12 protein-coding genes and 1 tRNA gene are annotated in these 12,938 nt (G+C 67.0%); 4 read left to right on the top strand and 9 right to left on the bottom strand.

Features of this window, described 5'->3' with window-relative positions; all coding sequences use genetic code 11:
* The 5 genes from ACFTZB_RS34465 to ACFTZB_RS34445 form a co-directional block, all read right to left on the bottom strand.
* Positions 1-2,581 (bottom strand): NAD-glutamate dehydrogenase domain-containing protein (locus ACFTZB_RS34465; protein WP_378438635.1); only part of this gene is annotated, 2,581 nt, incomplete at its 3' end.
* Positions 2,582-2,689: 108 nt separating this feature from the next.
* The gene (locus ACFTZB_RS34460; protein ID WP_378438633.1) at positions 2,690-3,112 is read right to left on the bottom strand and encodes an acyl-CoA thioesterase; all 423 of its coding nucleotides are present in this window, start codon (positions 3,110-3,112) and stop codon (positions 2,690-2,692) included.
* A gap of 4 nt (positions 3,113-3,116) precedes the next feature.
* Positions 3,117-4,796 (bottom strand): energy-dependent translational throttle protein EttA, encoded by a 1,680-nt coding sequence (ettA, locus tag ACFTZB_RS34455; protein ID WP_378438631.1) that lies wholly within the window; start codon positions 4,794-4,796, stop codon positions 3,117-3,119.
* 133 nt (positions 4,797-4,929) lie between these two features.
* Positions 4,930-5,358: a single-stranded DNA-binding protein gene (locus ACFTZB_RS34450; protein WP_378438629.1), complete on the bottom strand. Its 429-nt coding sequence runs from the start codon at positions 5,356-5,358 to the stop codon at positions 4,930-4,932.
* Positions 5,359-5,526: 168 nt separating this feature from the next.
* A complete protein-coding gene (locus tag ACFTZB_RS34445; RefSeq protein ID WP_378438627.1) occupies positions 5,527-7,557 on the bottom strand; it encodes a cytochrome c oxidase assembly protein in 2,031 nt (676 codons plus the stop codon).
* A 103-nt stretch (positions 7,558-7,660) separates the two neighbouring features.
* On the opposite strand from ACFTZB_RS34445, the gene ACFTZB_RS34440 reads away from it, so the two are divergent.
* Positions 7,661-8,038 carry a DUF4345 family protein gene (locus tag ACFTZB_RS34440; protein WP_378438625.1) on the top strand — a complete coding sequence of 126 codons (378 nt, stop codon included), beginning with the start codon at positions 7,661-7,663 and terminating at the stop codon, positions 8,036-8,038.
* Positions 8,039-8,095: 57 nt separating this feature from the next.
* A tRNA-Arg gene (locus tag ACFTZB_RS34435) sits at positions 8,096-8,171 on the top strand.
* Between the two features lie 23 nt (positions 8,172-8,194).
* On the opposite strand, the gene ACFTZB_RS34430 is transcribed toward ACFTZB_RS34435, so the two are convergent.
* From ACFTZB_RS34430 to ACFTZB_RS34420, 3 genes are all read right to left on the bottom strand, one after another.
* Complete coding sequence (locus ACFTZB_RS34430; RefSeq protein ID WP_378438623.1) at positions 8,195-9,019, bottom strand: alpha/beta fold hydrolase; 825 nt, start codon at positions 9,017-9,019, stop codon at positions 8,195-8,197.
* A gap of 229 nt (positions 9,020-9,248) precedes the next feature.
* On the bottom strand, positions 9,249-9,812 hold the full coding sequence (locus tag ACFTZB_RS34425) for a PaaI family thioesterase (RefSeq protein WP_378438621.1): 564 nt from the start codon (positions 9,810-9,812) through the stop codon (positions 9,249-9,251).
* Positions 9,812-10,528 (bottom strand): SDR family oxidoreductase, encoded by a 717-nt coding sequence (locus ACFTZB_RS34420; protein WP_378438619.1) that lies wholly within the window; start codon positions 10,526-10,528, stop codon positions 9,812-9,814. Before ACFTZB_RS34420 ends, ACFTZB_RS34425 begins: the two co-directional genes overlap by 1 nt.
* Positions 10,529-10,615: 87 nt before the next feature.
* On the opposite strand from ACFTZB_RS34420, the gene ACFTZB_RS34415 reads away from it, so the two are divergent.
* Both ACFTZB_RS34415 and gdhA read left to right on the top strand, forming a co-directional pair.
* Complete coding sequence (locus ACFTZB_RS34415) at positions 10,616-11,119, top strand: winged helix-turn-helix transcriptional regulator (RefSeq protein ID WP_378438617.1); 504 nt, start codon at positions 10,616-10,618, stop codon at positions 11,117-11,119.
* A 101-nt stretch (positions 11,120-11,220) separates the two neighbouring features.
* The gene (gene gdhA / locus ACFTZB_RS34410) at positions 11,221-12,564 is read left to right on the top strand and encodes an NADP-specific glutamate dehydrogenase (protein WP_378438615.1); all 1,344 of its coding nucleotides are present in this window, start codon (positions 11,221-11,223) and stop codon (positions 12,562-12,564) included.
* A 64-nt stretch (positions 12,565-12,628) separates the two neighbouring features.
* On the opposite strand, the gene ACFTZB_RS34405 is transcribed toward gdhA, so the two are convergent.
* A complete protein-coding gene (locus tag ACFTZB_RS34405; protein ID WP_378438613.1) occupies positions 12,629-12,841 on the bottom strand; it encodes a hypothetical protein in 213 nt (70 codons plus the stop codon).
* Positions 12,842-12,938 lie beyond the last annotated feature (97 nt).

Genomic DNA, 12,938 nt, shown 5'->3' with positions numbered 1-12,938 from the left:
AGCCACCCTTCGCCCCGACCGGGACGATCACCGCGTTCTTCACGGCCTGCGCCTTCGCCAACCCCAGGATCTCGGTGCGGAAGTCCTCACGCCGATCCGACCAGCGCAACCCGCCGCGGGCGACGGACCCGAACCGCAGGTGGACGCCCTCGACGTCGGGTGAGTACACGAAGATCTCGTACTTCGGCCGGGGCTTCGGCAGTTCCTGTATCGCGGTCGGATCGAGCTTGATCGACAGATGGGCCTGAGGCTCCCCCGTCTCGCCGGTGACGAAGTAGTTGGTCCGCAGCGTCGACGTGATCAACCCGAACAGACCGCGCAAAATACGGTCCGCGTCGAGGCTGACCACGGAATCGATGTACTCCCGCAGACGGGTGTCGAGTTCGGCCACCAGGTCGGGTGAGGGCGCCTCCGGGTCGAACATCGCCTCGAACAATGCGACGAGCGTGTACGCCGACCGGGGATTGGCCAGCGCAACCCCCTCGATGTGGAACTGGCTGTAGGGAAAACCCGCCTGGCGCAGATACTTCGCGTACGCGCGCAGGATCACGGCCTGCCGCCACGACACTCCCGCCCGCAGGATCAGCTCGTTGAAGCGGTCGGCCTCCGCCCGCCCGAACCAGACCGCGGTGAACGCGTCCGTGAACCGTTCCTGAAGCTTCGGTTCGGCCGCGGACGCCTCCTCGGCGGCGAGTTCGGCATCGAGGTCGTCCTCCACCGAGGAGCGCAGCAACTCGGCCGGCACCGACAAACCGAAATCGTAGATCCAGCACGTCAACCCATCCGGCCGCGGAATCTGGTAGGGCCGTTCGTCGAGGACCTCCACGCCCAGGCTCTGCAGCACCGGAAGCACCTGGCTCAGCGAAATACCGTCGCCGCCCACGTACAGGGTGAACCGCCAGTGCCCGACCTCCGCCCCGCGGTCGCGGTACAGCAGCAGGTCGATGGAGCCGCCTTCGAGCGCCTCGAGCCTCGCGAGATCCGACAACGCACGGGTGGCGTCGAAATCCTCCTTGTATCCCTCGGGCAGCACATCCGCATACCGCTGCGCCAGAATGGGATCCACATCGGCGGTGACCGGCAGGAGGTCCCCGAGGTGGTCGTCCCAGCTGCGGCTCGCCTCTGCCAGCATCGCCTGGACCCGTTCCCGGTCGGCGTCCGACAGGTCGAGCCGCGACCCCATCTGATCGGTGTTCTTGCGGATCGTCACGTGCAGCAACGCCAGATCGGACTCCGTGACGCGTGCAGTGTATTCCAAAGTGCCGCCGCCGAATTCCCGCAGCAGAATGTCCTGCATGGCGAGCCGCACCCGGGTGGTGTACCGATCCCGGGGCAGGTAGATCAGGCAGGAGACGAACCGTCCGAGGAAGTCCTCGCGCACGAACAGGCGCACCTGACGCCTGAGGCCGATGCTGTGCACGGCCGTCACCGTGTCGAACAGGGTGTCCGCGTCGCTCGAGAACAGTTCGGTGCGCGGGAACGACTGGATGACCTCCAGCATCGCCTGCCCCGAATACGAGTTCAACTGGAACCCGGCCCGGTCGATCACCTTGCGCACCCGGCGGGCGATCACGGGAATGTCGAGGACGTTCTCGTGCAGCGCCGTGACGGTGAAGACGCCGAGGAAGCGGTGCTCACCGGTGATGTTGCCGTCCTCGTCGAGAATGCTCACGCCGACGAAGAACGGGTAGACCGAGCGGTGCACGGTCGCGGGGAACGAGCCCTGCGTCAGCACGAGCAGGGGGCGGTCGGGGATCTCGGCGGCCGGCGGCAGGCTCAGCGGGCCCTCGGTGACCGTGTCCGAGCGCAGCAGCCCGAGGCCGCTGCCCGGCACGACCTGCAGGCTCCGGGTGCCGGACTCGTCGGGCTCCCCCAGTTCGAAACGCCGGTACCCGAGCGCCGCGTAATTGCCCTGCGACATCCACCGCAGCAGGTCGGCGCAGTCCTCCAGGTCGTTCTTCGACACACCGGGACAGGTCGCGGACGCCTCCAGTTCGTCGGCCAGCGTCCGCTCCAGCTTGCGCATGATGTCGGTGTCCCGGACCACCTGGCGCACGTCGGCGAGGACCGTGCCGACCTCCTTCTCGAGCGTGTCGAGAACCGCGGAGTCGGCACGCGGATCGAGTTGGACGTGGATCCACGACTCGGACACACCGTCCTCGCCGGCATCCTTCGCCTTGTCTCCCATGAGGATTCCGCGAAGCGCACCGATCGGATCACGCCGCACCGACACGATCGGGTGCACGAATTCGCTGATCCCGATGCCGAGACGGTTCAGCAGCGCGGTGATCGATTCGACGAGCAGCGGCATATCGTCCGTGACGATCTGCAGCGATGCACCGAGTTCCCGCCCGTCGCCCGACCGGTAGACCCGGGTGATCGCGCGCTCCGGAGGCCGATGAAGGGCCAATGTCAGGTGCGCGCCGAGCACGGCGTCGGAGGCGCCGTTGACGGCACTCTCGCTGTCACCGCGATCGACGTGCCGGAAGTACACGGCTGCGAGAGTCGGCACCTGAGACCGGAGACCTTCGGGCAGATTCCGCGCCCACTCCGCATCTTTCAGTGCTGCCGATTCCGTCATCGGGGCTCACTTCCTCTTCGTTCCGATCGCCGCGGGCAACTCTCTCGAGACTAGCCCGCGGCGATGGGAACAGAGGGTGAACTTCGGGCACCCCGCGTGCCGGATCCGTCAGCCGGTGGTCACCGGCGCGAGGTACTTCTCGAGCCCGTCGCGTTCCGCCTCGGACAGCGGACGCGACCGTTCGGTCTTCACGTCGAACGCCACCAGCAGGGCGTCGCCCGTAGCACAGTGGACGCCGTCGCGGCTCCTGACGACGTGCCGGATCGTGTACGACGAATTTCCGACGTGGAGCACCGACACATCGATCGTCAGCGGACCGGAGGCGTCGGTGACGGGACGCAGGAATTCCACATCCATCTTCCGCACCACCATCGCACCGGGCTGCGCGCCGGCAGCGCGCAACTCGGTGGTCAGGAATGCGATCCGCGCTTCCTGCATGTACTCCATGAAGCGGGTGTTGTTGACGTGACCCAGGCGGTCGGAGTCACCCCACCGGACCTGGATCTCGTACGTGAAGGCCTGCTGCCCCACCAGGTCAGTCCCTCGTCAGCTTGCGGTGCGTGACGCGGTGCGGACGTGCCGCATCCGGTCCGAGCCGCTCGACCTTGTTGGCCTCGTAGCCCTCGAAGTTGCCCTCGTACCAGTACCAGGCAGCCTCGTTGTCGCCGAAGCCGCCCTCCCACGCGAGGATGTGCGTGCAGGTGCGGTCGAGGAACCAGCGGTCGTGGGAGATCACGACGGCGCAGCCGGGGAACTGTTCGAGTGCATTCTCCAGCGAACCGAGGGTTTCGACGTCGAGGTCGTTGGTCGGTTCGTCGAGCAGGATCAGGTTTCCGCCCTGCTTGAGCGTCATCGCGAGGTTCAGGCGGTTGCGCTCACCACCGGACAGCACGCCCGCCGGCTTCTGCTGATCGTGACCCTTGAACCCGAACGAGCTGATGTAGGCGCGCGACGGCATTTCGGTCTGGCCGACCACGATGTGATCGAGGCCGTCGGACACGACCTCCCACACCGTCTTGTCGGGGTCGATGCCGGTGCGGTTCTGGTCGACGTAGCTGAGCTTGACGGTCTGACCGATCTTCACCTCGCCCGCGTCCGGCTCCTCGAGCCCGACGATGGTCTTGAACAGCGTCGTCTTACCGACACCGTTGGGGCCGATCACGCCGACGATGCCGTTACGCGGCAGGGTGAACGACAGGTCCTTGATCAGAACCCGGCCGTCGAAGCCCTTGTCGAGGTTCGACACCTCCACCACGACGTCGCCGAGGCGCGGCGGCGCAGGAATCTGGATCTCGTCGAAGTCGAGCTTGCGGGTCTTCTCGGCCTCGTTGGCCATTTCCTCGTAGCGGTCGAGGCGGGCCTTGTTCTTGGCCTGACGGGCCTTGGCTCCCGAACGGACCCAGGCCAGCTCCTCCTTGAGGCGCTTCTGCAGCTTCTGGTCCTTCTTGCCCTGGACCTCGAGCCGGGCGGCCTTCTGCTCCAGGTAGGTGGAGTAGTTGCCCTCGTACGGGTACAGGCGGCCGCGGTCGACCTCACAGATCCACTGGGCGACGTGGTCGAGGAAGTACCGGTCGTGAGTGACGGCCAGGATCGCACCCGGGTAGGCGGCGAGGTGCTGCTCCAGCCACAGGACGCTCTCCGCGTCGAGGTGGTTGGTCGGCTCGTCGAGCAGCAGCAGGTCGGGCTTGCTGAGCAGCAGCTTGCAGAGGGCGACGCGGCGCTTCTCACCACCGGAGAGGTGCGTGACCATGTCCTCCGGCGGCGGACAGCGCAGAGCGTCCATCGCCTGCTCGAGCTGGGAATCGATCTCCCACGCGTCGGCATGGTCGAGCTTCTCCTGGAGCTCGCCCATCTCCTCCATCAGCTCGTCGGAGTAGTCGGTGGCCATCAGCTCGGCGATCTCGTTGTACCGCTTGAGCTGGACCATGGTTTCACCCATGCCCTCTTCGACGTTCTCGCGAACGGTCTTCGTCTCGTCCAGGTGCGGTTCCTGCATGAGGATCCCGACGGTGGCACCGGGAGCGATGAACGCTTCACCGTTGCCCGGCTGATCCAGCCCCGCCATGATCTTGAGGATGCTGGACTTACCCGCGCCGTTCGGGCCGACCACACCGATCTTGGCGCCGGGGTAGAAGCTCATCGTGACGTCATCGAGGATGACCTTGTCACCGTGCGCCTTGCGCACCTTCTTCATCGTGTAAATGAACTCAGCCATGGGGCCAGCCTAATGGTGAAGCGCGACGAACCCACATCGCGGAGGGTCGAGGACGTGATCGGGGGCTTCCCGGGAAGATGCCGTGAGTATCGGCGCCGGGAACGCGAGGTCGGCGCCGATACCCGCAGGTGCGCTACGCGACGAGGGACCGGGTGGCCACCTCTTCGGTCGCCGGGTTCCCCGCACCGCCGTCGGCCGTTCGCGGCGCGCGCTCGAGCACGACCGTGCACCGGGCCAGATCCGGTCCGATCGCGGTGGCGCTCAACTCCAGGTCGGAGCGGGCGATGCCGTCCCGGGTGGTGTATTCGGTGGTGCGCAATTCGCCCGTCACGAGAACGGGATCGCCCTTCGTGATCGAGGCGACGACGCCGGCCATCAGCCGTCGCCTGCAGGTCACCGTGAGGTAGAGCGTGCTCCCGTCACGCCACTCCCCCGTGGCGTGGTCGCGGCGCCGGACCGTGCTCGCCATCCGGAAACTGAGGAACTCGTCACCGCCCGCGTTCGACCGGGTGACCGGGCTGGTGATGACCGTTCCGACGACGGTGCCGTGTGTTTCGTACATGACGTCTACCCCCTGTGAGTGCGGCAAGGTGCCTTCACTCACAGCGTGCCGTCCGGCGGCGCCGTTGTCGGCCGGAATCGGACATCTGTGGAGAAACCGAGCAATTGTGGATGGAACCGCGAAATCGGCCCCGGGAGCCCCGACCGTGTCGGGGCGGCGTGCTAGCGGTCAGCGCCCGGCTTCGCGGTCCCGTCGCGCCAACTCCGCGAACATCGCGTTGTGCGCGGCCAGATCCGCGTCGTCGTCCCGGTCCGCGGCCCGGTCGACCCGTCGCGCCGTGCGGCCGTCGCTGCGGGACCACTGGATGAGCAGTGCCATCATCACCAGTACCAGCGGGATCTCACCGGTGGCCCACGCGATGCTGCCGCCCAGCTGCTGGTCACCCACCAGGTCGGCGTTCCAGCCGAGTCCGAGCGCTCGGTAGTACCACTCGCCCATCACGGCGCCCATGCTCATCAGCGCGACGCCGAAGAAGGCGTGGAACGGCAGGGAGCCGAACACCATCGCGAGCTTCGTCACCGGTTGCAGCTTGCGCGGCGACGGGTCGATCCCGATCGCGACCCAGTAGAAGAGGTAGCCGCTCAGCAGGAAGTGCAGGTTCATCAGGACGTGCGCGGAATGGGAGTCGACGGCGGCCTCGAAGATCCCGCCGAGGTACAGGGCGTAGAAACCGCCCACGAACAGCACCGCCGCGACGACGGGGTGCGTGATGAACCGGGAGAACGGGCTGTGCAGCGCGGTCAGGATCCATTCGCGCAGACCCGGCACACCGTTCTTGCCCGCGGGATCGAGGGCGCGCAGGGCGAGCGTGATCGGGGCACCGAGCACCAGGAGAACCGGCGCCAGCATGGACAGCGCCATGTGAGCGCCCATGTGCACGCTGAACACGGCCGGCGAGTAGCGACCGACACCCGAGGACGTCGCGATCAGCAGCACCACGCACCCGCACATCCAGGCGACGGTTCGTCCGACCGGCCAGCTGTCGCCGCGCCGCCGAAGTTTGCGCAGTCCGAGCGCGTACACGACGGCCAGCACGATCGCGGCGGTGCCGTAGAGGAGGTCGAATCGCCAGTCCAGCATCAGGCGGGCGAACGTGGGCGGCCCCGCCAGGTTGTAGCCGAGTTCGACCTCCGTCAGGGTGGGCGCCGCGGTCGGGGGCGGAGGGGGCGTGCGGCCGAGTCCGACGGCGAGACCGATCGTCGCGGCGAAGACCATGACCTCCGCACCGGCGAAGCGGATCAGGTTGCCGCGTTTCGCCGGATCCTCCTGCAGTGCGGGCAGCGCCCGGCGACGCTGCGCCCACCCGAACACACCGAGGACGACGAGGGCCACGATCTTCGCGACCACCAGCCGCCCGTACGTGGTGTCGATCAGGTCGCCGATCCGGACGCGGACGAGCGCGTTCACGACACCGCTGACCGCCATGACGACGAAGCAGACGGTCGCGACCGCGGAGAACCTGCGCGCCGCGACGTCGGTGTGGGCGCCGCGCCTGCGCGCGTGGGCCAGAAGAGCGAACAGACCGCCCGCCCACAGCGAGGCCGCCACGAGGTGCAGGATCAGGCTGTTCGTCGCCATGTCGTGCGAACCGCCCGAGGACGAGTGCCCGGTCAACGCGAGCGGCATCAGTCCGAGGATGCCGACGACCAGCAGGATCGGCGTCCACCACCAGCGCAGCACGAGCCGGGAGGCGATCGCGAGGACGACGGCGATGATCGCGGTCCAGCGCCAGGCGCCGGCGAGTTCGACCTGATCGATCGAGTTGACGATGTTGGCCGGCTTGACCGCTTCGGCGAAGGGTTGCCCGGACGTGTCCGACAGCGTCAGCGGGACGAGGACGAGGGCGGTCGCCGCCCACACGATCGCGGCGTACGACGCGGTGCGGACCGCGCGGTAACCGTCCACGTCCAGGACTCCCGATTTCTGCGGCGGCACGAAGAACGCCGCGAGCAGCAACGATCCGATGGTGATGACGGCGGCGATCTCCGACACGGCCCGCATGGCGGGCAATCCGTAGGTGGTGATCGGTCCGGGATCCGGAATTCCCAGCAGCACGAGCGCCTGAGCAGCGGAAAGTCCGACGACGATTGCCGCAACCAGGCCGGCGATGAGACCGCCGACGAGGAACAGGGCGGTCGAATCGGCACGATTCGGGGGTTTCGAAGCCGGGTCGGACGCCGCGAGCTGGGGTGTAGCCATACATCAAGGGTAGGACCTACGACAGGCCGTCGGAGACGCGAGGGTCGGTCGCCGTTGCGGCTACCGTCGACAGGGACGTGTCCCGGGGAAACGAGAGGCTGAGATGGCGGAGTTTCTGATCATCGTGGTGGCGCTGTTCTTCGCGGGCATGGGTGTCTACGGGCTCGCCCTGCCCGCCCGCCTGGTCGCCCCGTTCGGTCTGACCGCGAATTCGGCGTCGGCCCGCGCCGAGGTGCGCGCGGTCTACGGCGGCTTCGGTGTCGCCGTGGCGGGCCTGCTCGTCGGCGCGGCCTTCGACGTCCACGGCATCCGATCCGTCGTGGCGGTGACGGTCGCCGTCGCCCTGCTGGGGATGGCGTTCGGCCGGATCGTGGCCGCAATCACCGACCGGCCGACCCGCTTCTACCCCGTGTGGTTCTACTTCGTCGTCGAGATCGTCCTGGCGGGGTTCCTGCTCTCCGCGGCGGCCCTGGGCTCGTGACGCACACACCCCAGCCCCGGTCGGAGCACTCGGGGCGGCAGGTAATATTTGCTGCGCGCCTCCGTAGCTCAGGGGATAGAGCAAGAGCCTTCTAATCTCTTGGTCGCAGGTTCGAATCCTGCCGGGGGCACCAAAACAGCAGCTCAGGGCCTCGGGTCAGTCCTTCAGGAACGCCAGCAGATCGGCGTTGATCGTCTCCGCCTGAGTGGTGGGCATGCCGTGGGGGAAGTCCGTGTACGTCTTCAACGTTCCGTTGGCGAGAAGTTTCGCGGACAGGGGCCCGGAGGCTGCGTAGGGAACGATCTGGTCGTCCTCGCTGTGCATCACGAGCACCGGCACCGTGATCTTCTTCAGGTCCTCGGTGAAGTCGGTCTGAGAGAAGGCGACGATGCCGTCGTAGTGGGCCTTGGCCCCGCCCATCATCCCTTGCCGCCACCAGTTCTCGATGATCGCTTCCGAGGACTCCACGCCCGGCCGGTTGAATCCGTAGAACGGCCCCGCCGGCAGGTCGCGGTAGAAGACGGAACGGTTGGCCGCGAGTTGCGCCTGCAAATCGTCGAACACAGCCTTGGGCAGGCCGCCCGGGTTCGCGTCCGTCTTCACCATCAGCGGCGGCACCGCGCTGATGAGCGCGGCCTTCGACACCCGGCTCTCGCCGTGCCGGGCGAGATAGTGCGCGACCTCACCGCCGCCGGTCGAGTGGCCGACGTGGATGGCGTCGTGGAGGTCGAGGTGTGCGGTCAATTCCGCGAGGTCGTCGGCGTAGTGGTCCATGTCGTGGCCGTCGCCGGTCTGCGTGGAGCGTCCGTGCCCACGCCGGTCGTGGGCGATCACTCGATAGCCGTGCTGGAGGAAGAACAGCATCTGGGCATCCCAGTCGTCGGCCGACAGCGGCCAGCCGTGGCTGAACACGATGGGTTGACCGGTTCCCCAGTCCTTGTAGAAGATCTCCGTGCCGTCCTGCGTGGTGATCGTGCCCATGGGTGTGCCTTCCTTGACCGCTCCGGGGAATGACGCTGATGAGGACGGAATTCAGTACATCAAACTTCGGTATGCCGCAGGGCTGCTTCGACCGGCGGCGGCGTCCCGTACTCGCGCGTAGCAAACCGACTGATTAGTCTTGTTCGCGCATCGCCCCAACCCGACGGGGCAACGGTGCATCGGGACCCGCCACTTTCCTCCGCGAGTGGCGGGTCCCGTCCGTCCGGCGTCAGCTCGTCGGGGGAACCTCGAACACCAGCAGCGTGCTGGTGGCGGTGGCCACGACGCGGCCCTGCGCGTCGGTGACCTCCCCTTCCGCGAACGCGATGCGGCGGCCCGCCTTCTTCACCACACCGGTCGCGGTGAGCGCCCCGGAGTCGCGGGTCGCCCCACGGATGTAGTTGACCTTGATCTCGACCGAGGTGTACCCCCACCCTGCGGGCAACGTGGTGTGCACGGCGCACCCGGCGACCGAATCGAGCAGCGTGCACACGGCTCCGCCGTGGATCGCGCCGATCGGGTTGTACTGCGATTCGTCGGGATCGAGCGCGAACACCACCCGCTCGGGTTCGGCCTCGAGGAACCGCAGGTTCATCAAGGTGGCGATGGGCGGCGCCGGAATGCCGCCGTCGAGAATCGACCGCAGGTAGGTGAGGCCGTCGAGTTCCCGGGCCTTTCGCGCCGGACCCGCCGGGTCGTGCCATTCGACGATCTTCGACCGCACCTCACCCCACTCACCGGCGTCCGGCAGGCTCGCGACCGTCGATACTTCACCGTTTCCGAACGCGTTCACTATGCGGCTCCCCTCTGCGCCGACTGCGGATAGAGGACGTCGAGGTCGCCGGACAGCGCCGCTTTGACGGTGCGGGTGGTGTCGTCGGCGAGCACCTCGTGCGCGCCGGACTCGATGCCGTCGAAGGCAAGTCGCGCGACCTCGGCCGCGGAGATCTTCTCCACGTCCAGACCACTGGTCATGTCGGTGTCCATGTAGCCGAGATGCAGCCCGACCACCTGAATGTTCTGCGCCGCGAGTTCGGCGCGCATGGCGTTGGTGGCACTCCACAGGGCGGCCTTCGACACGCTGTAGGAGCCGCCGATCGCCAGCCACGACAGCACGGAGTGAACGTTGAGGATCGCGCCACCGCCGTTGGCGGCGATGATCGGCGCGAGCGCGCGCGTCACGTGGAGCGGTCCGTAGAGGTTGGTTTCGAGTTCGCGGCGCATCCCGTCCAGATCGCCCGTGAGCGGCGATTCGCCGACGAGGATCCCGGCGTTGTTGATCAGCACGCCGAGATCGCCGACGAGTTCGGCTGCGGCGTAGACCGACTCGGGGTCCGTGACATCCAGCCGGATGGGCACGACCCGCGCGTGCCCGTCGATCGTGGACGTGTCGCGTGCCGACGCGTAGACCGTGCGCGCTCCCCGTGCGAGCGCCTCGGCGACGAAGGCCCGGCCGAGCCCGCGATTGGCCCCGGTGACCAGCACCGTCCGATCGTGAATCGTGGTCATGACGACCCCTTCGAGTGAGTAAGTCTGCTTTTCAAACTAACCGTGCCGTCGACAGTAATCCCTATTAGTTGGAAAACACAACCCTCTATGATGGAGGACATGAACAACGGCGACATCCAGCCAGCAACACCCGAGATCGTCATGGACCGCATGCCCCTGGCGCCGAGACCCTGCGCCATCGCCGCCACCATGGAGTTGATCGGCGACCGCTGGTCGATGCTGGTTATCCGCGAACTGTCCTACGGGGTGCACCGCTTCGACCGGATCGCGGGCTACATCGGCGTCTCCCGCGACATCCTCACCGCGCGACTGCGCAAGCTGGAGGAGGTCGGCGTCATCGAACGCAGGCAGTACTCCGAGCACCCGCCCCGCTTCGAGTACCACCTCACCCCCGCGGGCGAGGACCTGCGGCCGCTACTGCTCTCCCTGTTCCAATGGGGCAGCAAGTGGGCCGTCGACGAGGCCCCGTCGGTGCTTGTGCACGAGTGCGGTCACTCGCTGGAACTGGAACACCGCTGCGCGCACTGCGGCGAGGCGGTCGAGAAGACCACTGTCGCAATGCATTCCCGCACACCGCGACGAGAATCCTGAGCCGCCGACACGGCCCGATACAGGACGTCCCGACACCGGTCTATAGTTTCCGATGTAAACGTCAGGTAAAGAAGTCCTCACACGCAAGGCAGGGGTGGTCTGTGTCAACGCGCGACCGGGTAGCAGAGATCTACGAGCAGGTCCGCCTGCGGAACGCCGGAGAACCCGAGTTCCACCAGGCCGCCGCGGAGGTCTTCGAATCGCTCCAGGTCGTGCTCGAGCACCGTCCGCACTACGCCGATTCCGGACTGATCGAGCGGCTGTGCGAGCCCGAACGTCAGATCATCTTCCGGGTACCGTGGGTCGACGATTCCGGCAGCGTGCACGTCAACCGCGGTTTCCGCGTGCAGTACAACAGCGTTCTCGGCCCCTACAAGGGTGGGCTGCGGTTTCACCCCAGCGTGAACCTGGGAATCGTGAAATTCCTCGGGTTCGAGCAGATCTTCAAGAACGCCCTCACCGGGCTTCCGATCGGTGGTGGCAAAGGCGGCTCCGACTTCGACCCCAAGGGCCGTTCCGAGGCCGAGATCATGCGCTTCTGCCAGTCGTTCATGACCGAACTGCATCGCCACATCGGTGAATACACCGACGTCCCCGCCGGTGACATCGGTGTCGGCGGTCGCGAGATCGGCTACCTGTTCGGCCAGTACAAGCGCCTCACCAACTCGTACGAGTCGGGCGTCCTCACCGGCAAGGGACTCACCTGGGGCGGCTCCCAGGTGCGTCGGGAGGCCACGGGGTACGGCGTCGCCTATTTCGTCGCCGAGATGCTGAAGACCGCGAACAGTTCACTCGACGGCAAGACCGTCGTCGTCTCCGGTTCCGGGAACGTCGCGATCTACGCCATCGAGAAGGTGCACCAGCTCGGCGGAATCGCGATCGCAGCCTCCGATTCCGCGGGATACCTCGTCGACGAGAAGGGCATCGACCTCGAACTCCTGAAGGAGATCAAGGAGGTGCGGCGGGGCCGGATCAGCGAATACGCGGAGGCCGTGTCGCACGCACGGTTCGTGCCGAACGGTTCCATCTGGGATGTGCCGTGCGACGTCGCGCTGCCCTGCGCTACTCAGAACGAACTCGACGAGTCAGCAGCCAAAACCCTGGTCACGAATGGTGTGCAGGCGGTGGCGGAGGGCGCGAACATGCCCACGACCCCGCAGGGCGTCCAGGTGCTCCGCGACGCCGCGGTGGCGTTCGCCCCAGGCAAGGCAGCCAACGCCGGCGGCGTCGCGACGTCTGCGCTCGAGATGCAGCAGAACGCATCCCGCGACTCGTGGGGCTTCGAGTACACCGACGAGCGGTTGGCCGGAATCATGCGCGGCATCCACGAACGGACCGTCGCCACCGCCGCCGAGTACGGCATGCCGGGCGACTACGTGCACGGCGCGAACATCGCCGGTTTCGTGAAGGTCGCCGACGCCATGATCTCGCTGGGCGTCATCTAGAAGCAACGTAAGGTCAGGGCCTGGCCGTCGACGCCACGCCCCACGCTCGGACAGCACGAGGGCGTCAGCTCACCTGACACTGTGTCTGACCCCATTCGACCCAGCACATCTGCTTGACGTCGGGCCTGGGGTTCTTGTTGGGCAGGGGCTGGGAACAGCCGGTCTCGCAGATCGGCTTGGCCGAGGCCATACCTGCGGCACCGGTCAGCGAAATGGCAAGGGCCGCAAATCCGGCGAGGGCGATGCGCGCCGTGATGGAGATCGTGGTGGGAGACATGGGTTCCTTTCGGGGGGCGGATTTCGTGCTGCAACCAGCATCGGCCTCAGCCCCGCCCGCAGAAAGGCCGCCGAGGGTGCCATGAACGCACCCTCGG

Origin of the sequence: Rhodococcus sp. NPDC057014, from assembly GCF_042673295.1 — a bacterium.
GTDB lineage: Bacteria > Actinomycetota > Actinomycetes > Mycobacteriales > Mycobacteriaceae > Rhodococcus_F.
This window is presented reverse-complemented; position numbering and strand designations above follow the sequence as displayed.

Bases quoted from the DNA above. Each gene is read 5' to 3' on its own strand.
- ACFTZB_RS34440 (WP_378438625.1), top strand. From the start codon at position 7,661: ATGGCGGAGTTTCTGATCATCGTGGTGGCGCTGTTCTTCGCGGGCATG.
- ACFTZB_RS34445 (WP_378438627.1), bottom strand. From the start codon at position 7,557: ATGGCTACACCCCAGCTCGCGGCGTCCGACCCGGCTTCGAAACCCCCG.
- ACFTZB_RS34415 (WP_378438617.1), top strand. From the start codon at position 10,616: ATGATGGAGGACATGAACAACGGCGACATCCAGCCAGCAACACCCGAG.
- ACFTZB_RS34450 (WP_378438629.1), bottom strand. From the start codon at position 5,358: ATGTACGAAACACACGGCACCGTCGTCGGAACGGTCATCACCAGCCCG.
- ACFTZB_RS34430 (WP_378438623.1), bottom strand. From the start codon at position 9,019: ATGGGCACGATCACCACGCAGGACGGCACGGAGATCTTCTACAAGGAC.
- ACFTZB_RS34405 (WP_378438613.1), bottom strand. From the start codon at position 12,841: ATGTCTCCCACCACGATCTCCATCACGGCGCGCATCGCCCTCGCCGGA.
- ettA (WP_378438631.1), bottom strand. From the start codon at position 4,796: ATGGCTGAGTTCATTTACACGATGAAGAAGGTGCGCAAGGCGCACGGT.
- ACFTZB_RS34420 (WP_378438619.1), bottom strand. From the start codon at position 10,528: ATGACCACGATTCACGATCGGACGGTGCTGGTCACCGGGGCCAATCGC.